A 19,568-nucleotide genomic window follows, 5' to 3' on the forward strand; every position below is an offset into this window, starting at 1 on the left:
CCCAGACGAATAGGGTATTTGGGTGATTATTTAATCTGAAGCCGCACGGAATTTTTCGCGCAGACGGTTCCGGATACTAATAGCGGCCAAGTTCAGCACGATAATAAGTATCACCAGTACCAACGCCGTTGCGTATACCAATGGGCGGGCTGCTTCCACATTGGGGCTTTGGAAACCAACATCATAAATATGGAAACCCAAATGCATAATCTGACGGTCTAAATGTAGGAATGGGAAGCTACCATCAACCGGCAATGTAGGTGCCAACTTCACCACCCCCACCAGCATCAACGGAGCTACTTCGCCAGCTGCGCGGGCAATCGCCAAAATCATGCCCGTCATCATGGCAGGTGTTGCAATAGGGACCACTACCCGCCACAGCGTTTCTGACTTAGTTGCCCCAAGCGCTAACGATCCTTGACGAATATTGACAGGAATTCGCGAAAGCCCCTCTTCAGTCGAGACGATCACGACAGGCAAGGTTAACAGTGCCAAGGTGAGGGACACCCAGATAAGCGCTGGCGAACCAAAGGTTGGACTTGGTAAACGGTCTGAGTAAAACAGCTGATCAATAGACCCGCCAAGTGTGTAGATGAAGAAACCAAGACCAAATACACCGTAAACAATGGACGGAACGCCCGCTAGGTTATATACAGAAATCCGAATTAACCGCAGCAACGGTCCCTGATGAGCGTACTCACGCAAATATATAGCCGCTAGAACACCAAAGGGGCTAACGATCAGCGACATCAATAACACCATCGTCACGGTGCCGAAAATGGCCGGGAAGATCCCTCCAGCGGTGTTAGCTTCACGAGGTTCACCGCTTATAAATTTCCAAAATTCTTGAGCATATTCGACCACTTTTTGCGGGAAAGACAGGCTATTAGGCTGCACTGCATGCACAATATCGCCCAAGCGGATTTGCACTTCCTGCCCGCCTACGACGCTCGCGACCAGCGTATCTCTGTTTAACGCATTGCGCAGCGCGCTTATCTCAACCTGTAAATCCTGAAATGCAGATTGAAGTTCTGCTTGGCGAGCAGAAATATTTTCCAATTCAATCGCTAATGCATCGGCAGCGATATCGGGGTTACGCTGAAGAGCACGCTGTCTAATACGCAGTTGCTCCATTTCCGCACTTATAATACCGACGTCATTTCGCTCAATCTGGCGCAATTCCCGGTAGAGGTTATTGCTCCGGGCAATACGCTCTTGCAGCGCATCCCACAGCCCTTCGCCTTCGGCAATCACTTCGCCATTTTCTAAAACTCTTAGCGGGAAGCCAATGAAATCGCCCCATTCACGGCGCTCAATGCGCATAGCGTCAACCGGTGCTTGCCACTCACTCATTTGCAGCTCGGCGTACCAGGCGAAATCTTGCCCCGTCACATCCCGGTTACCCTGCTTAATCAAATGACGTACTACAATGTCGTCATTTTCCAGCTCAGGAGGAACCGCAATACCTGCATCACGGGCGACCGGAACCGGAATCGATTCAGAGCGAACATGCTCGCCCAGTATCATTTGGCCAATACCAAGCTCCGGGTCGCCTACTTGAAATTCGACTATTTCTGTTGGGTAAAAGTGGCTGAGACCTCGCACTGCAATCAAGCCAATTAACCCCAGCACCATAATCACTGATATAGCGACTGCGCCACCGTTCAACCAAATCCAGGGGGCACCGCTTTTCCACCATGATTTCATCACTGTCTCCTGGAATTAAAGGTTGCCGTAACGCTTACGAAGGCGCTGACGCACCAGTTCAGCTAACGTATTCAAGATAAAAGTCATCGCTAGTAGCGTTAGTGCGGCTAAGAACAGCACCCGGAAGTGGCTTGACCCTACTGCAGATTCCGTCAACTCAACCGCGATGTTGGCAGATAACGTGCGCATGCCTTCAAATATGTTGAAGTTCATTACCGGGCTGTTACCGGTTGCCATTAACACGATCATGGTTTCACCTACCGCGCGCCCAAAGCCCATCATCACAGCGGAGAACATACCGATACTGGCCGTTGGCAACACCACGCCCACCACCGTTTGCCAGCGCGTCGCACCTAGCGCCAACGACCCTTGGGTCAGGTGTTTCGGCACATTGAAGACGGCGTCCTCAGCGATAGAGAAAATCGTTGGTATTACCGCAAAGCCCATCGCGATACCTACTACCAGTGCGTTGCGTTGGTCATAGTTAAAGCCGTTGTCCGTTAACCACTGGCGAAGGCTACCGTCGAAGAAGGCGATTTCCACATAGGGGCTAATAGATACACAGAACCAACCCACTAAAATAATAACGGGCGCTAGCAATACGGCTTCCCAACCATCAGGGATGCGGTTTCTAACATTAGATGGCAGTCGGCTCCATGCGAATGCAAACGCGAGCATGGCAATCGGCATCAGTATAAGAATGCCAAAAACAGCGGGGAGTCTATTTTCGATAAAGGGTGCCAACCAAAGACCTGCCAAAAAGCCCAAAATTACCGTTGGTAATGCTTCCATTACCTCGATGGTTGGTTTTACCTTGCCGCGCAATTTAGGCGACATGAAGTAAGCCGTATAAATAGCCCCCATTAGGCCCAACGGTGTGGCAAACAGCATGGCGTAAAAGGCAGCCTTCAAAGTACCGACGGTTAACGGCATAAGGCTCATCTTTGGCTCAAACTCATCACCACCCGCGGTGGACTGCCATACATAGCGCGGCTCACTACTGCCTTCGTACCACACCTTGCGCCAGAGTGAGGTGAAGGAGATACCTGGGTGACGGTTGCTTACGCTTGCCATCTCTAGCAGATTATTCTCATCGACCAAGAGCGCCGTTGAGTTCACAGGGGATATGGCAATGCGGGTCAGCGGCCCATCCATCTTCGTGCTTTTATACACATCTGCCGACGCGGTGGCGTGATGAATACCTAAGTTACCTGCCTCATCGCCTACCAGAAATCCGCGGCGAGCATATTCAGCCTCGATATAAGTAATAGGTGCGTCGTAGCGAGCGAAGTCGCGTATATGCATTAAATCGTGCTGATTTTGACTATTGCGAACGGGAAAGTATTGGCGCACTTGACCATCGCTGGTACCTGCAATAATGGACACCGTGCCATTCAGATACGCCATTTCCGATACGTAGCCGTCATCTGTGACCTTAACCGCTCCGCGATACTCGGGATTATTGAGATTGCCAATATCGTAGTGGTGTATATAGCCGCTGTTATCTGACACGTAGAGGTGTCGGTAACGGTTGTCGATGAGGATTTGACGCGCCTCACCTTCAATTCCAGGTAGCTCTGCTGATGTCTGCTCAATGGTCACAGCGCCCGTCATTACATTTTCGCGCACATCAAAAGAGGTAACTTGTAATGTTCCGTCCTCTAAAGCTGCTGCGGCATAAATGCCGCGGCTACTCATTTGTAACCCGAGCACGCGAATGCTGCGCTCCTCCTCATCAATGGTGATGGGGTCTTCACCTAGCGGAAATTCAAGCACCGGCTCTATTAAACGCTGATTCTCAGGGTATGAAATATTGTAATCCACCACACCCAAGGTTATCTGGCCGTTATCGTAGCCGTAAGCAAAGCTGCGAGTAGTGGCGAACCCTTTCGCAAAGGTGGTTTGCTCAGCGTTTTCAGGACGGGCCATATCAAAGCTTGTGCGGACTGCGCCATCTTCAAGCTCAAAAAATGTGATTCGGCCCGTATTTGAGAAGCTAGCGCCAAGCTCGTCGTAGCGGTCTACCACTAAGTGCTCTAAGGATTCACCCTCTTCAATACCAGGCGCTTGATAGGTTTGCTGCGTCTCTACTTTTGCAGAGGCAAATAGCGGAAAAACTTCCGAAAAAAGGTAAACAAAAATCATCCCTAAAGCGATAACCACCCCGATACCGGCGGCACCTATGCCGTATCGAGAAAAGCTATCTTTGAACATGCGTCTTCGCCTACGTTTTTCGCGCTCTTCAGGGGTGGGCAAAAGCGAGCCACGTCGTTTCAGCGTCGATAATTGGGAAATGTCATTCATAATGGATTGGCAATTCCGGGCAAGTGGAAAGGTACGCTGAGAGTATCCAGCTAACGTGACAAATTGATGACAAGCACTTCATACGGCGCAGATCCCATAAAAAAACCGGGGGTGCAAAGCACCCCCGGCTATTAGATGGTAATCACTTGTTAATCTAGGCCAAGTTCTGCACGAACACGGCTAGCAATTGTTTCTGGAAGCGGGATATAGCCATCGCGCGCTGTCACTTCCTGTCCTTGCTGTGAAAGCACCATGCGCAGGAACTCAGCTTGCTGCGGCGCTAAATCTTCGTTGGGGTGCTTATTTACATAAACGAACAGCTGACGCGCTAATGGGTACTGTTCTTGATCAACTTCAAAGGCTTCTTCACCTTCGTCGCGAGCAACCGGTATAGCACGCACCTGAGAAGTGATGTAGCCGATACCAGAATAACCAATACCATTGATTGACTCACTCACACCTTGAACAACGGAAGCTGATCCAGGCTGCTCATTGATGGAGTCTTTGAAGTCACCGCCGCACAGTGCGTTTTCAGCAAAGAAACCGTAGGTACCAGAGACAGCGTTACGGCTGTAAAGGGTAAAGTCGCGATTCTCCCAGCTACCATCTAGACCCAGCTGACCCCAGCGAGTGATATCATCTGAGTAGCCACAGCGGCGGGTACTAGAGAAAATGGCATCAATTTGCGGGAGTGTGATGCTTTCAATCGGGTTGTCTTGGTTGACATACATTGCCAAGGCATCGATAGCAACCGGCACCATGGTGGGCGGGTAACCATGACGCTCTTCAAACGCCTGAATTTCATTAGTACGCATTGCACGGCTCATTGGGCCAAACTGCGCAGTTCCTTCGGTCAGTGCAGTCGGCGCTGTACCAGAGCCCGCACCTTGAATCTGGATATTAACGTTGGGATAGAAGTTAGCAAATTCTTCTGCCCACAGGGTCATCAGGTTGTTAAGCGTGTCTGAACCGATACTGCTCATGTTGCCTGTGATACCGCTCACTGCTTCATATTCTGGCAGGTTAGGATCAACTGCTAAAGCATGAGTTGAGATCAGTGACGTACCAATAACAGCAGCGGCTAGAGCTTTAAGTTTCATACGAGTCTCCTGGGGGTCAGTAACAGCTTGTGTACTCGATCTTTGTTTGCCGACCGATGGTTGTCACTATAAAAGCGGCTTATGACACTTCGGTGACATACCCCCAGGTTGTTCATGAAACTTTTATGACTATAAACAGGGCATGAGTCGTCAGATCAGCAGACCCAGGGCGGCTAAGGTACATAGCGCAAGCGAGGCGCCCTGAAGCATACGCTTATCTAAACGATGAGCAATGGCATCCGCTAGAGTATTACCCACTAACACCGCCGGTAGGAAAGTGAGCGCCAACTTAAAATGCCAGACGCTCACCAAACCGGCGAGGGCTAACGTGGTAAGAGTTAAGAACGACGTTAAAATAAAGAAAGCGGCGAGATTTCCGCGCATGCGGTCCGGCGAAAAACCGTGCATCAGCAGTACAATAGGTGGGCCGCCTATGGCGGCAACAGTGCCAAATATGCCGGAGAGCACGCCTGCGATAAACAGTGAAATACGATTAACCGGTAGTTTAAAGCGAAAAAGTGTGACCAGTACGGCAAAGAGTACAATCGCGGCAATCAGCTTTTCCAGCACGACCATTGGCGCAGCTAACAGCAACCAGATCCCTAATGCATTGCCCGGTAAACGGCCAATTAAGGCCACACCTATCGCGTCTAAGCTCACCTCGTGCCAGTAGTGGCGCACCATCATTAAAGAAACGGTCAACCCAAACAGCACCAGTATTACCGGCACTAACCGGGGCTCTAACATCAAAAGTAACGGCGCGCCAACAACCGCTAGGCCAAAACCGGTAGCGCGCTGTACAAATGCGCCAAGCAGCAGCACGGCTGAACAGGCTAGCCATACGCCTAATGGCATTTCGATCCACGGCAGTAAGCTACTCATTTGCACCATGCATCACTGACCACTTTCCATTGCGGGTGTTTTGGTTAATTGTCTAACGCCAATATTACCTAGCAACGCAGCCCCTAGCATGGTGAGTACCATTGGCCACAAGTGCTCTACTTGAAATAGCCCTACCAGCACCCCAGCAAGCGCCCCGCAGCTAAACTGAATACCCCCCAATAGCGCCGTCGCCGTTGCGCTGATATGGCCAAAGTGGTCTAGCAGCGAGGCAATTGCGTTGGGGGTAATTAAGCCGATCATCCCAGTGAACAGCATCACCAGCGGCACAACCACATAAATCGAGGCCACATTCAACGCCGTTGCCGCAACAAGCCCCGCCGCTGCAATAAACTGAATAACGAGACCCAAGCGTAAATTTTGTTGGGGAGTACGTTTGCGCAAAAGATGAATATTTACGCGATTAGATAGCGCGATCATGACGACATTCACACCAAACACTAACGGGTACACCCCCGGCGATAAGCCGAAATACTCTAAATAGAGAAACGGAGACGCGGTGATAAACGCAAATAGCCCGGCAAAGGATGCCGCTACGGCACAGATGTAGCCCATGGCTTCACGATGGCGCAACACGCTCGCATAGTTGCGCACTACTTGGTGGGGCGAAGCTGCGGGTAGGCTGGTGTCGCGGGTCTCGGGTAGCCGGGTGCCTAACAGCCAGAGCAAAAAACCTGCGTACACTGCCAAAAACACGAAGATCAGCCACCAACCAGCAATATAGAGCAGCACGCTGCCCACCGCCGGGGCTATCAACGGCGCCAGCATCATAATCATCGCCATGGTAGACATCACCTTAGCGGCTTCACGCCCGCTAAAGCAGTCCCGCACGATGGCGGCAGAGTTCACCACACAGGCCCCACCCCCCAATGCTTGAATAAACCGCCAAAGCAGCAGCGAACTTAAGCTATCCACCGTGGTGATCATCAAACTGGCGAGCATAAAGACCACTAGTCCGCTAAGCAGTACCGGCTTTCGCCCGTAGCGATCCGACACTGGCCCAAAACAGAGCTGTCCAATCGCAAAACCGAATAAAAACATGCTAATTGAAAGTTCAGTATGGTGAATACTGGCATTAATATTTTCGGCCAGAATGCCCATCGCGGGCAGATACGCATCAATAGCAAAGGGTGCAAGCGCGGTATTGGCTGCAACCAATAGCGCTACCCTGCGTGGATTCAGCTCCATGGTGGTCCTTGGTATAAAACTGCTGCTAGAGAATAAAGATAGGCCGCTAATTATAATCGATTTGAATTGGTTTGTCGGTCTCTGTTCGCCGTGCTCGCCCCTTGCTAAAGTACCTTAACGACAACGCAAGGAGCTACGCATGGCCACTAGCCTACTGACCCAGTTAAAAGAGATGACCACCGTGGTCGCTGATACCGGCGATCTTGAGGCTATTCGCCGTTTTCAGCCGCAGGATGCCACCACTAACCCATCGCTCATTCTCCAAGCAGCGCAACAAGAGGAGCGCCGTGCACGCTTAGCCGAAATAGCCAAAGAGAGTACTGACCTTGATGACGCCGCTGAACGCGTGGCGGTCGATATCGGCAGCGAAATTAGCAAGCTGGTGCCCGGCTATGTCTCCACGGAGGTGAGTGCACGCCTCTCGTTTGACCGGGAAGCCACCATTGCTAAAGCCCACTCGCTGATTGAACGCTATGCCAAGCACGGCGTCGGCGCAGAGCGCATTTTAATTAAGATGGCCTCAACCTGGGAGGGCATTCAGGCAGCGCGTCAGCTTGAGCGCGACGGTATTCGCACTAATCTAACGTTGCTGTTCGGCTTTGCCCAAGCCCAGGCGTGTGCTGATGCCGGCGCCACGCTGATTTCGCCATTCGTAGGTCGCATTCTGGATTGGCACAAAGCGAAAGACCCCAACGCTGATTTCAGCGGGGCCAATGACCCCGGCGTACAGTCGGTTAAGCGTATTTACGAATATTACAAGGGCCACGGCTACCCCACCATTGTGATGGGAGCAAGCTTTCGTAATATAGGTGAAATAGAGGCACTGGCTGGCTGTGACCGGCTGACAATCTCCCCTGCTCTGCTTAATGAACTCGACAAAGCCCAAGGTGAACTGCCCCGTCAATTGACACCTTTGGGCGCCAGCAGCTCATCTAATGAAGCGTTGACGCAGGCAGATTTTCGCTGGGCAATGAATGAAGATGAGATGGCCAGTGACAAACTTGCCGAAGGTATCCGCAAATTTATGGCCGACCAGCGCAAGCTTGAAGAGCTGTTAAGCACCCTGCGCAGCAGCTAATAAACGCGCGCCCAAACGCACCTGTTTACCCCTCGCCTTTATACGAACATCCCCCCTATGAATAGTGATCCATAGGGGGAATGTGTTCGCTTAAGGGAAAAGCGCTTATCAAAATGGCGGTGAGTGGCGTGCCAGAAAACAAACCAACCAACCGTGATTAAGAGACGTTAAAACGCAGCCGTGTCTTGTGCTTCAAGCATTTCCACCAACGGTTGAAATTGCTCACGGTTATGCTCATTCATATGCATAAGAATTCGATGCGCCTCCAAGATTCTATCGCGAAGGCCCTTTTCATCAGCTGGCACTTCGGGTAATTCCTCTAGCACATTGTTTAACGGCGCCTCCGGCTGCAAGGGCGCTTCCATTAATGAAAAAAAACGTGCAAACCCCATCACATCCAGCATTTGGCGAACATCAGGATTGTCGGCAATAATGGTTGGCGGCTGTTCTAAACGCCCTTTCACCGCCATCGCCACTTTGGCAAGAAAGCCCAACGCCGTTGAGTCCACATTAGTGGCTTCACGCAAGTCAATCATTACCGCCTGCAACCCTGGGGTTTCGGCAAGACGCTGTGCTTGAGTATCAAGCGTTGCGCATAGCGTTAGACGCACATCGCCACACAGTTTTAAAACAAAAACACCGGAGTCGAACGCCGCCTTAATACGGCCTTCTTCAATCAGCATGACCAAATCCGCTCACCATCATGATTGTTAGATCATCGGGCAAAGCATCGCGGTCTTGGTTCGCCTCATTGTCTGCATCTCCTTCTAACAGGAGCACATTCATTTGGGCTAGCCGGTCGCGCAACTGCTCAAGCGTGACACTTTCGCTTACTAATTGCTCAAGCTCCTTGAGCCGCGTGTCGAGCGTTTTACCCGGCAAGCATTCCAATATCCCATCTGAACATAGCCATAGCTGAAACTCAGAGGGTAGTGCACAGCTGAGTGAAGGATACTCCACATCAGGGAAAAGACCTACTGGCATCCCCTCCCCGGCTAAGCGCACAAGAGAACCGTTCGTTACCAATAATGGCATAGGCAGCTGCGCCCCGAGCGAATAGTGCAGAGTCTTGTCCTCATGGTCAATAACCCCCACGAATAAGGTCGCGTGCTTGCCGATGTCAGTATCCTGCAATTCCCGGTTCAAGGCCGCCAGCCAGTTAGGGGCCAGCTGCTCAGGCTGCTGCCCATCCCACTCGCTAAGCCACCGATTACACAGGTATTTTAACAACACCGTAACAAACGCAGAGGACGCGCCGTGCCCCGACACATCAGCAAAATAGAAGGTGCTATAGCGTTCGTTGTAGCGCTGGTAATCAAGAAAATCGCCTGACAAATAGAGCGAAGGAGCAAACCAGTAATCGTAATAGACCCCGTTAATTACTTTAGGATGAGTAGGCAAAAGGCGCCGCTGAATATGCCCGCCGCTCTGCTGATCCATGCGGAGTAAGGCCAAATGCGTCTCAAGGCTATCATTGAGCTCTGCTAAACGCTCCCGATCACGGTCGCGCTCTAACGCAAGCTCGTGCAGCTCTATTGCTTTCCGAATCATGCGCCGCAGGAGTTCTGCATGACGCAGTGGATGGACAATATAATCCACTAACCCTACATCAATCGCTTTAATTAGATCGGCATCTTGTCGGGTATCGCTGACCACTAGCGTAGGCAACCGGAGGATTAGTTTCGACCACTGCTGACGCGGCACCGCACGTGCATGCGCCACAATCAGTGAGGTTCCTGCAGGCAAGTACTCGATATTGTCTGCTGCAAACACCGACATACCGTCACAGGTAACCGCTTGTGCCAGCGCGTCGCGTTCTGGCCCTGGCTCATCAATTACCGCGATCAACTGTTTGGAATGATCCATGTTAAGCCTCAATCGGCGAAATCGTCGTCACCAAACTCAAAATCGTCCATGGCGAAAGGGTCATCACCTAATTCGCCATCGTTAATCAAGAATTGACGGCGCTGCAAATAAGCATCGCGAATAAATCGGTAGCGATCTCCACGAATAAGCTCTTCTTGGTCTAATAGACCTGCGCGGATATCCACAATATTAAGCGCCAATAAGCTAACCTCTACAACATCATCCTCTATATACAACAACGGATTAGTCGCTATATCAGCGGGTAGACCTGCAGTGTCCCTTAACGTACTGGGGCCTAACAGCGGCAGCATTAAGTAACGCGAATCTTCCCACCCCCACACCGCCAGCGTTTGGCCGAAGTCTTCTTGATCAGCGGTAATTTGCATGTGAGTTGCGTAATCCAACAAACCACCTACACCAAACGTTGAATTAATCAAAAACCGTGAGGTAGCTAAACCAGCATTAGCGGGCTTGCCCTGTAAGAGACTGTTAATCGCGGTACGCACTTCCCCCAGGTTGGAGAAAAAATTACCTACCCCTGTTTGCACCGGTTCAGGCGTGACATTGCGATAACCTGTCGCCACCGGCTTGAGCGCATAGCGATCCAGCACGTCGTTAAAGGCAAATACACGACGATTAAAGCCTTCCCATGGGTCTTCTGGATGGGCTTCCTCTGCCATAGTTGCGCTGGTACTGGCGCAACCCCCCATGCCTAGCGTGGCTAGCAGCAATATAGGCAGCAATCCCTGTCGCACGCGGCTACCAGGCGCTTGCTTGGCTAACAACCTCAGCATGATAATTCCTCTCTCAACGTTTTAACGCCCCTTTTGTCACCGCTCTTTCTCGAGCCTTTTTACTAACACCTCTACGACGAAGCGTGAGCCTATAGGCGATTACTGGCGGCGAATAACCACGCTACCGGCGCTGTAGCCTGCACCAAACGAACAAATAACGCCAATATCACCGGATGCAAAGTTGTCGCGATGAAGGTGAAAGGCAATGATCGAACCTGCCGAACTGGTATTTGCGTAACGATCCAGAATGATTGGCGCTTGCTCTTCGCTGGGATCCCGACCCAGCACTTTTCGCGCAATGAGGTCGTTCATATGGCGATTAGCCTGATGTAACCACATTCGCGTTAAGTCGCTGCCAGCAAGTTCTAACGAAGCCAGATGATCAGTGATTAACTGCGCCACCATCGGGCAGACCTCTCTGAATACCCGTCGGCCCTCTTGTACAAACAGCTTATCTAGAGCCAATGGGTCACTATCGGTAATGCGGTTCAAAAAGCCAGCGTTGTTACGGATGGCGTTCGAGAACTTGGTTACTAGCCGAGTACCGAGAATTTCATAGCGCAGCTCAGCTACTGCACTTGCACTATGTTCCAGCACCATTGCAGTACACGCATCGCCAAAAATAAAGTGGCTATCACGGTCTGTGAAATTTAGATGCGCTGAGCAAATTTCAGGATTAACCACCAGGGCTCGTTTGACGCTGCCAGAGGCAATTGCATTGGCTGCCATTTCAAGCGCAAACGTAGCTGAGCTGCAGGCGACATTCATATCAAAGCCATAGCCACTCGTGCCTAATGCTTGCTGAACCTCTACCGCCACCGCCGGGTAGGCACGCTCTAGATTAGAGCACGCAACAATGACCAGTTCGATATCACTTGGCGTCACTTGGGCTGCCGCCAATGCTTGGCGCGCTGCATTAGTCGCCATCTCGCACTGAATTGATGACTCGTCATTATTACGTTGAGGCAGTTTAGGCCGCATACGCTCAGGGTCAAGAATACCGGAGGCGTCTAACACATAGCGGCTTTTAATGCCGGATGCTTTTTCAATAAACTCGCTACTGGAGTGGGCTAGCGGCGGCTGCTCCCCACGCGCAATGGCATCAGCATTATGAGTATTCTGGTTATCTACCCAGGCATTAAATGCGGCGACCAGCGCCTCATTATCAATGGCGTGTTCCGGCGTATAAAGCCCTGTACCGGTTATCACCACATTTGTCATGCAACTCTCCTTAAAGCAGCCTGCGATCTCTGGCTGTCGGCGACCGTAAGCGCAAGCTTACTAGTATATTACTGTGTGCGTAAAAAGCGCGCTGTACCAGCCGGGTTCTAAACGCTAGTTATCTCTTCCCAGCGTTTTTCAAGACGCTTTACTGATACCGGTAGTTTAGTGCCCAACTGCTGAGCAAATAACGAGACCCTAAGCTCTTGAATCCACCAGCCAAACGCCACTAGCGCTGGGTCTTCTACGTCGCCCCGGCGCTCGCTTTTGCGACGCGCGTCAAAACGCGCTTCTAGTGCTTGGACATCGTGCATCATCATTTGGTCGCGTCCGCGTTCACGGGCTGCTTTTTCGAGTCGAATTAGCGCAGCTTCCGTATAACGCGGGTACTCTACAAGCCACTCGCCCGAATCACGAATGAAGCCAGGATAAACCAACCGTTGCATCTGAGTGCTAACATCACTGTAGACCAGCGCTAACGCGAAGTTTAGCTTGCCTTTGAGCACTTTACTCACCGCCAGATGGCCCTTTAGAGCAGCCTCCACTGTTTTAAGAAGCGCGCCTGCATGGTCGAGAAGCACTGCGTCAGTCGCGTTTAAACGCTCTTCAAGGGCACTGGCTGAACGGGGCAAGGGGTGCTGCGCCACCACCTGAGTAAAAACCGCCAGCAGTAGATCATCGATTAAGGCTTGCTTGCTACCCACTTTGGCAAATAGCAGTGCGCATTTCTCCACATCCGGCAAGCGCTTAATAGCCTTTACCTGCTCCGGCCGGTTCGCGATTGCCAGCCGGGCAACACCTTCTTGGTGGGCCGCTGCCGCTTTCGCAGGGTGGTCGAAAAGCGCTACCCTGAAGTCCTCATCGGCTGCCACTAATGCTGGATAGGCTTCAACACGAATACCTGCCTGGGTAGTCACTCGTGATTCGGGCAGTGGCTCGTCAGGCAAGCCGTCCAGCGCTGGCGCTTGGCTGGCTTGTTCTGAGAGCGCTTGAGCACCCGCGCTAGCCGCAGCTTCAAAGCGTTTTTCAAGCGCTCGCAGGTCGCGCCCCTGGCCCAACAACTCGCCTGAGTGATCTACCACACGTACATTCATTATTAGGTGTGGCTCAAGTAAGTCTAACCGCCAATCATCGGCATGCACCCGGGTACCGGAGCGCCGTCGAATAAACTCAGCCAGTGCTTCGGTTAGCGGGCGCTGGTCAGGCACCAGCATCTCCAGCGCGGCATCTACCCAATCGGGTATCGGTACGACTTGCCGTCGAATGCTTTTAGGTAGCGACTTAAGCAGTGCAATACACTTTTCACGCAGTAACCCAGGCACCAGCCACTCTAAGGCGTGCACGGGTAACTGGGGCAGCATGGCAGCGGGTACAGTAATGGTGACTCCATCGTCATCAGCTTCAGGGTCGAAGTGGTAACTCACCGGGTAAGCCACCCCTGCCAGGATGAGATGATCCGGGTAGTGAGACTGCGTAATATCTTCCGCTTGCCGCGCCTTAAGCGCCTCAATATCGAATTTCAGCAGCCCAGGGTCTTGGCGCTCGGCTTGCTTGCGCCAGTGTTCAAACCCTTTGCCGTTAACAACATCCTCTGGCAAGCGCTCATCATAAAACGCAAATAGCGTCTCTTCGTCCACTAGGATATCGCGACGACGGGCACGATCCTCCAGCGCCTCGACCTCCTCAATCAGTGCGCGGTTGTGGATGAAAAATTCGCCCTTGGTTTGAAACTCACCCTCTACCAGCGCCCGGCGTATAAACAACTCACGCGACTCCTGGGGGGCAATGGGGCCGTAATGCACTCGGCGGCGGGCCACAATGGGCAGCCCAAATAGGGCCACCTGCTCAAAGGCAACCACCTGTGCCCGCTTCATTTCCCAATGGGGCTCGCTGTAGCTTCGCTTCACAAGGTGCTCGGCCTGGGGTTCAATCCAAAGCGGATCAATTTTAGCGACCGTGCGTGCAAATAGCTTGGTGGTTTCCACTAGCTCAAACGCCATCAACCACTTGGGCGTTTTCTTGGCAAGCCCGGAACCTGGGTGAATCATCAACTTGCGATTACGCGCCCCAAGGTATTCGCGGTTTTCTAACAAGGTAGCAACGTTAGATAACAGACCCGAAAGCAGTGTCTGGTGCAGCTTGCCAGACGTTTTACGGCGCATTTGCCGCGCCTGCTCTTCGCTTTCGTTCTCGTCATTGGGCAGCGGGGCAGGCACCTCGATATCCATATCACGCAGCAGTTGGCGCAGTTGCCGGAAGGTGTCATGCCATTCGCGCACACGCAGGTAATTGATGTAGTGATCACGGCACCAACGGCGTAACTGGTTGCCGGAAAGCGCCTCTCGGGCACTCTCAATGCCGTGCCATAAGTTTAACAGCGCGACAAAATCAGAATCAGGGTCGTGCCAGCGCTGATGGGCTTGATCAGCGGCTTGGCGCTTATCCGCCGGGCGGTCGCGGGGGTCTTGGATAGCCAGCGCAGAGACAACAATCAGTACATCGCGCAGGCTGCCTCGCTCAGCACCCGCCAACACCATTCTCGCTAGCCGGGGGTCAATGGGCAGTTTGGCGAGTTTGCGCCCCAACGGGCTAAGGCGCTGCTGCTCGTCTACCGCGCCCAACTCAAACAACAGGCGAAAGCCATCCTTGATAAAACGACTATCTGGTGGGTCAACAAACGGAAAATCTTCAATATGGCCAAGCTTCAGCGCCAGCATTGATAGAATCACAGAGGCTAAGTTAGTGCGCTGAATTTCAGGGTCGGTAAACGCAGGCCGTGAGAGAAAATCCTCTTCATCGTAAAGCCGTATACAGGCCCCTTCAGCCACCCGCCCACAGCGCCCTTTACGTTGGTTGGCGCTGGCTTGGCTGATGGGTTCTACAGGCAACCGCTGAATTTTTGACCGATAGCTATAGCGGCTGATACGGACTAAGCCAGGGTCGATCACATAGCGGATACCAGGCACCGTTAGCGAGGTTTCGGCCACGTTGGTCGCCAACACAATACGCCGCCCGCGATGAGGCGCGAACACTCGGTTCTGCTCTTCATTTGAGAGCCGCGCGTAGAGCGGCAATATTTCGGTGCCTTTTAAGTCGGCACGCCGCAAAGTATCGGCGGTCTCACGGATCTCCCGCTCGCCGGGTAGAAATACCAGCACATCGCGGGGGCCATGCAGCCAGCCTTTTTCACGCTCAATAACATCAATTTCTTGTACCGCGTGAAGTATGCCTTCTTGCAGCGTACGGTCCTCTTCATCCTCCTCATCCCGCACCAGCGGACGGTAAAACACGTCGACAGGGAACGTTCGCCCGGAAACCTCCACCACAGGCGCCGGCGTAGCAGCACGACCTTCAGAGCTTGCAACCACGCTGCCAAAGTGAGCCGCAAAACGCGTTACATCAATGGTTGCAGAGGTGATGATGACTTTAAGATCAGGGCGCTGAGGCAGTAACCGTTTAAGATAACCGAGCAGAAAATCGATGTTTAAGCTGCGCTCATGAGCCTCATCAATAATCAGCGTGTCGTAGCGCAGCAACAGTGGATCGTGCTGGGTTTCGGCTAACAAAATACCGTCGGTCATCAGCTTAACCAGCGTATTGGGCGTGCTTTGGTCAGTAAAGCGCACCTGATAGCCCACCTGCTCACCCAGCGGTACGTTAAGTTCCTCTGCCAAACGAGTAGCAACACTGCGAGCAGCCAACCGACGTGGCTGCGTATGGCCAATTAACCCACGGCGACCACGCCCTAGTTCTAAACATATTTTAGGTAACTGGGTGGTTTTACCCGACCCCGTCTCCCCCGCCACTACCACCACTTGGTGGTCGCGAATGGCGTTGAGGATATCTTCCCGCCGCTCTACAACGGGCAGCTCGGCGGGGTAATTCAATACCACTGGCTGGGCTTCGCGCTGTTGAAATAGGAGTCTCGCCTTATCTAAATCCCGCTGTACATCATATAAACCACGGTCAATGGGCTTATTTTCCCGTAGCCGGCGCTTTAAACCAGCGACACGACGCTCGAGACGCTGGGCATCACGCAACATCAAATGGCTCAACGCCTCGTTTAGCGCGGTGAGTTGCTGGGCATCTGTGCGGGGGGAGTGCGTGTCGGTGGTCACGTTTGGCTTGGCTTCCATCACATTAAAAAAATCGGCCCACTCTTTGAGTAGGCCGACTATTGTAACGCCTTCAGCAACGTGACGCCTAACAGCGGCTGCGCACGCGCTCATTACAAGCTTAACAGCGGTTAGCTTGCATTGGTTTCCTCATCCCGCAACTGACGACGCAGTACTTTACCCACGTTGGTTTTGGGTAACTCATCACGGAACTCAACGTACTTTGGTACTTTGTAGCCGGTCAGCTCTTTCTTACACCAGCTACGCAGGGTTTCCGCATCGAGTTGACTATTTTTCGAAACGACGAATAACTTGATTGCTTCGCCGGCGTTCTCATCGGGCACCCCTACCGCGGCGGTTTCTAGCACATCGGGATGAGCAGCAACGACGTCTTCGATTTCATTAGGGTAGACATTGAAACCTGAGACGAGAATCATATCTTTTTTGCGGTCGACAATGCGGATGTAACCATCCTCTTGAAGGACGGCGATGTCACCCGTGTGGAACCAGCCATCTTCATCAATTGAATTGCGCGTCTCTTCCTCGCGTTGCCAATAGCCTTTCATTACCTGAGGGCCTTGAACGCAAAGCTCGCCTGGCTCACCTAGTGCGACCTCATTGCCATCGGCATCCACCGCTTTCACCGATGTGCCAGCCACAGGCTTACCGATACTCCCCAACTGAATAGCATTCGTTGGGTTAAAGCTCACGATGGGTGATGTTTCTGTTAATCCATAGCCTTCTGCAATTGGGCAACCGGTGGTTTCTTCCCACCGCTGGGCAGCCGCCTTTGTCAGCGCCATACCGCCTGAAATAGTCAGCTTGAGCTTGGAAAAGTCTAACTGCTTAAAGTCATCCCGATTACACAGCGCATTGAACAACGTGTTCAAACCGATAAACCCGGTAAAGGGCAACCCTTTCAACTCTTTAACAAAACTAGGCAGGTCGCGGGGGTTAGTAATCAGCAGCGAATGATTACCGGTTTCCATTAGGAACAAGCAGTTAACAGTAAAGGTGTAGATGTGATAGACCGGCAGCGGTGCCACGACAAGCTCTTCACCGTCCGTAAGATGCTCACCAATGGCCGTGCGTGCCTGGAGCATATTCGCGATAAGATTGCAGTGAGTCAGCATCGCGCCTTTGGGCATGCCCGTCGTACCACCGGTGTACTGAAGTGCGGCCAAATCATTCTGAGTGCGGCTTACGTCAATGTGGCTGAGAGAGGCGCCTTTTTTCAGAGCATCGCGGAAGCCAATAGCGCTGGGTATCGAGTAGGCAGGCACCATTTTCTTAACGTGCTTAACCACGGCGTTGATTAGCCAGCGCTTGGGCACATCATGGAGATCTGCAAGCTGAGTTACCAACACGTGCTTGATATCGGTCTTATCGAGCACCTTCTCCAGTTTATCAGCCATATTGGCCAAAATAACAATGGCCTTGGCGTTGGAGTCTTTAAATTGGTGCGCCATTTCCCGCTCAGTGTAAAGCGGGTTGGTATTAACAACGACTAAACCTGCTCTCAGTGCACCAAATACAGCCACAGGGAACTGGAGAACGTTAGGCAGTTGAATGGCAATCCGGTCGCCAGGCTCAAGGTCCGTTTCATGCTGCAACCATGCAGCAAAGTCCGCCGAAAGGCGATCAAGGTCGGCAAAAGTGAGCGTTTTTCCCATGCAGGTAAACGCCGGCTTGTCTTTAAAGCGCTTTACCGCCGTATGAAAAACGTCAGTGACTGAATCATATTGATCCAACCCTTCAAGCGCTGGGCCACGTAAAATGGGGGCGTTGGCGTATTCGCTCATGGGGCAATCTCCGCTATCCGTGTCGATGGTATAACCGACCTTGTTATTGTCGCGAGGTCAAAGGGCCAACGATATACGACGAGCACCCCGCTGTAAAACGATCGATTGAAACTTACGTTTCAACTTTAGCTTATAGCCCTGTGCGTTAATCAGCAGCGCGGCCACTGATTTATCTGCTATTACTACTGTAGCGATTGTTACAGTTATGGACAGTAACGAGCTTGAATTTCTCCTTCTCGCCAAACCAAAAGCTCGCCTGGCAACATCCGCTCCCACGCTTCATTTTGGGTCAGCGGCTCAGTCGCCATCACTGATACAACATCATTTGGGGTGGTGTGCTCAATAAAGTTTACGGTGATTTCCGCATCAGAAAGCTCCGCTTCTCCAAAGGGCGCACGGCGAGTGATGTGAGCAAGTTTTGTTGAGCAGTAACAGTAAAGATAGGCGCCGTCAGAAAGCAGCAAATTAAATACACCTAACCCGCGAAGCTGCTCGCAGAGCATATGTAAACGCTCCCAAACACGCTCAGCGGCTGCCGGTGGCGTAGGAAAAGCGCGTCGCAACTCCCCCATTAGCCAGCAAAAAGCATGTTCGCTGTCGGTCGTACCGACAGGGGTATAAACGCCCAAAGGTAGCTGCTGCCAATCGTTTAACTGCCCATTATGGGCGTAGCACCAGGGGCGCCCCCACATTTCCCGGGTAAAGGGGTGGGTGTTAGCAAGGCGTACGCCACCCACGTTAGCCTGGCGAATATGGCTGATCACCACATTAGATTTGATGGGGTAATCACAAATTAATCGGGCAATGGGTGAATCCACAGAAGGGTGTGGGTCTCGAAATTCGCGATACCCTCCCTCCTCGTAGAACGCTATACCCCAACCGTCACGGTGGGGGCCGGTGCCCCCACCACGGTGTAAAAAACCTGAAAAGCTAAAGCAGATATCCGTGGGAACGTTGGCGCTCATGCCCAGCAACTCACACATTAAGAGGCTCCTTGAGGGCCGGGCCGGCCATTAGTTAATCACCGGTTCGCGGCGGCGGTTAGGCATAGGGTCCTCTTCCACCTCACGCGACTGTGGGGCTTCATCAATATTGTGTGGGCGACGCCACCACCAAAGCGCTATGCCCACACAAGCGCCCAGCGCCATACCTAAAATCAACCATAAAAGCCCACCACGCAGCCCTGCGGCGCTACCTTCTAAAACGCCCACCGCCGAGACCATTGCCGCTGGGGCCAAGCCCGTGTAGAACTCGCCCTCTTCAACCAACGGCAAACGAAAGCTGGCAGGCATCCACATTGCACCCGCCACTATCCATGTCAACACTAACCGCGGCAGGCGCGGCAACCACGCTAATGCAAAGTACACGGCTACAAGTACCAGCAGTGAAAGGCCGTAATAACTTAGCCACATCAGTGACATTGAGTTCGCAAACAGCATAATACCCCTCATGTGGGTGGACTCACCCGACGTTGATTTCCCGTTATGGTACCT

At 52.4% G+C, this 19,568-nt stretch carries 14 protein-coding genes; 1 reads left to right on the top strand and 13 read right to left on the bottom strand.

Going from position 1 to position 19,568, the window contains the following annotated elements; genetic code table 11:
- Nucleotides 1-30 precede the first annotated feature (30 nt).
- The 5 genes from BB497_14800 to BB497_14820 form a co-directional block, all read right to left on the bottom strand.
- The gene (locus BB497_14800; protein AVI63888.1) at nucleotides 31-1,707 is read right to left on the bottom strand and encodes a phosphate ABC transporter, permease protein PstA; all 1,677 of its coding nucleotides are present in this window, start codon (nucleotides 1,705-1,707) and stop codon (nucleotides 31-33) included.
- A gap of 15 nt (nucleotides 1,708-1,722) precedes the next feature.
- Nucleotides 1,723-4,011: a phosphate ABC transporter permease gene (locus BB497_14805; GenBank protein AVI63889.1), complete on the bottom strand. Its 2,289-nt coding sequence runs from the start codon at nucleotides 4,009-4,011 to the stop codon at nucleotides 1,723-1,725.
- Between the two features lie 149 nt (nucleotides 4,012-4,160).
- A complete protein-coding gene (locus tag BB497_14810) occupies nucleotides 4,161-5,081 on the bottom strand; it encodes a phosphate-binding protein (protein AVI64368.1) in 921 nt (306 codons plus the stop codon).
- Between the two features lie 180 nt (nucleotides 5,082-5,261).
- Complete coding sequence (locus BB497_14815) at nucleotides 5,262-5,993, bottom strand: hypothetical protein (GenBank protein AVI64369.1); 732 nt, start codon at nucleotides 5,991-5,993, stop codon at nucleotides 5,262-5,264.
- Nucleotides 5,994-6,005: 12 nt separating this feature from the next.
- Nucleotides 6,006-7,199, bottom strand: a complete 1,194-nt coding sequence (locus tag BB497_14820; protein AVI63890.1) for a Bcr/CflA family drug resistance efflux transporter — start codon at nucleotides 7,197-7,199, stop codon at nucleotides 6,006-6,008.
- Nucleotides 7,200-7,338: 139 nt separating this feature from the next.
- Between BB497_14820 and BB497_14825 the strand changes: the two genes are divergently transcribed.
- Nucleotides 7,339-8,277: a transaldolase gene (locus tag BB497_14825; protein ID AVI63891.1), complete on the top strand. Its 939-nt coding sequence runs from the start codon at nucleotides 7,339-7,341 to the stop codon at nucleotides 8,275-8,277.
- 167 nt (nucleotides 8,278-8,444) lie between these two features.
- Here BB497_14825 and BB497_14830 read toward each other — a convergent pair whose 3' ends face one another.
- The 8 genes from BB497_14830 to BB497_14865 all read right to left on the bottom strand — a co-directional run bounded on the left by BB497_14830 (nucleotide 8,445) and on the right by BB497_14865 (nucleotide 19,514).
- Nucleotides 8,445-8,960 (bottom strand): anti-anti-sigma factor, encoded by a 516-nt coding sequence (locus BB497_14830; GenBank protein ID AVI63892.1) that lies wholly within the window; start codon nucleotides 8,958-8,960, stop codon nucleotides 8,445-8,447.
- On the bottom strand, nucleotides 8,950-10,143 hold the full coding sequence (locus BB497_14835) for a serine/threonine protein phosphatase (protein AVI63893.1): 1,194 nt from the start codon (nucleotides 10,141-10,143) through the stop codon (nucleotides 8,950-8,952). The genes BB497_14830 and BB497_14835 overlap by 11 nt, the downstream gene beginning before the upstream one ends.
- An 8-nt stretch (nucleotides 10,144-10,151) precedes the next feature.
- Nucleotides 10,152-10,937 (bottom strand): ABC transporter, encoded by a 786-nt coding sequence (locus tag BB497_14840; GenBank protein ID AVI63894.1) that lies wholly within the window; start codon nucleotides 10,935-10,937, stop codon nucleotides 10,152-10,154.
- Between the two features lie 99 nt (nucleotides 10,938-11,036).
- Nucleotides 11,037-12,158: a beta-ketoacyl-ACP synthase III gene (locus tag BB497_14845; GenBank protein ID AVI63895.1), complete on the bottom strand. Its 1,122-nt coding sequence runs from the start codon at nucleotides 12,156-12,158 to the stop codon at nucleotides 11,037-11,039.
- A 107-nt stretch (nucleotides 12,159-12,265) separates the two neighbouring features.
- Complete coding sequence (locus tag BB497_14850; GenBank protein ID AVI64370.1) at nucleotides 12,266-16,294, bottom strand: ATP-dependent RNA helicase HrpA; 4,029 nt, start codon at nucleotides 16,292-16,294, stop codon at nucleotides 12,266-12,268.
- 110 nt (nucleotides 16,295-16,404) lie between these two features.
- Nucleotides 16,405-18,075: a long-chain fatty acid--CoA ligase gene (locus BB497_14855; GenBank protein AVI63896.1), complete on the bottom strand. Its 1,671-nt coding sequence runs from the start codon at nucleotides 18,073-18,075 to the stop codon at nucleotides 16,405-16,407.
- A 203-nt stretch (nucleotides 18,076-18,278) separates the two neighbouring features.
- Entirely contained in the window at nucleotides 18,279-19,058 is a 780-nt protein-coding gene (locus BB497_14860; GenBank protein AVI63897.1) for a class II glutamine amidotransferase, read from the bottom strand.
- A gap of 30 nt (nucleotides 19,059-19,088) precedes the next feature.
- Complete coding sequence (locus BB497_14865; protein AVI63898.1) at nucleotides 19,089-19,514, bottom strand: hypothetical protein; 426 nt, start codon at nucleotides 19,512-19,514, stop codon at nucleotides 19,089-19,091.
- Between the last annotated feature and the right edge of the window lie 54 nt (nucleotides 19,515-19,568).

Origin of the sequence: Halomonas sp. GFAJ-1 (assembly GCA_002966495.1) — a bacterium.
Classification (GTDB): domain Bacteria; phylum Pseudomonadota; class Gammaproteobacteria; order Pseudomonadales; family Halomonadaceae; genus Vreelandella.

Bases quoted from the DNA above. Each gene is read 5' to 3' on its own strand.
- BB497_14850 (AVI64370.1), bottom strand. From the start codon at position 16,294: ATGGAAGCCAAGCCAAACGTGACCACCGACACGCACTCCCCCCGCACA.
- BB497_14815 (AVI64369.1), bottom strand. From the start codon at position 5,993: ATGAGTAGCTTACTGCCGTGGATCGAAATGCCATTAGGCGTATGGCTA.
- BB497_14835 (AVI63893.1), bottom strand. From the start codon at position 10,143: ATGGATCATTCCAAACAGTTGATCGCGGTAATTGATGAGCCAGGGCCA.
- BB497_14800 (AVI63888.1), bottom strand. From the start codon at position 1,707: ATGAAATCATGGTGGAAAAGCGGTGCCCCCTGGATTTGGTTGAACGGT.
- BB497_14805 (AVI63889.1), bottom strand. From the start codon at position 4,011: ATGAATGACATTTCCCAATTATCGACGCTGAAACGACGTGGCTCGCTT.
- BB497_14845 (AVI63895.1), bottom strand. From the start codon at position 12,158: ATGACAAATGTGGTGATAACCGGTACAGGGCTTTATACGCCGGAACAC.
- BB497_14820 (AVI63890.1), bottom strand. From the start codon at position 7,199: ATGGAGCTGAATCCACGCAGGGTAGCGCTATTGGTTGCAGCCAATACC.
- BB497_14830 (AVI63892.1), bottom strand. From the start codon at position 8,960: ATGCTGATTGAAGAAGGCCGTATTAAGGCGGCGTTCGACTCCGGTGTT.
- BB497_14865 (AVI63898.1), bottom strand. From the start codon at position 19,514: ATGCTGTTTGCGAACTCAATGTCACTGATGTGGCTAAGTTATTACGGC.
- BB497_14825 (AVI63891.1), top strand. From the start codon at position 7,339: ATGGCCACTAGCCTACTGACCCAGTTAAAAGAGATGACCACCGTGGTC.
- BB497_14855 (AVI63896.1), bottom strand. From the start codon at position 18,075: ATGAGCGAATACGCCAACGCCCCCATTTTACGTGGCCCAGCGCTTGAA.
- BB497_14860 (AVI63897.1), bottom strand. From the start codon at position 19,058: ATGTGTGAGTTGCTGGGCATGAGCGCCAACGTTCCCACGGATATCTGC.
- BB497_14840 (AVI63894.1), bottom strand. From the start codon at position 10,937: ATGCTGAGGTTGTTAGCCAAGCAAGCGCCTGGTAGCCGCGTGCGACAG.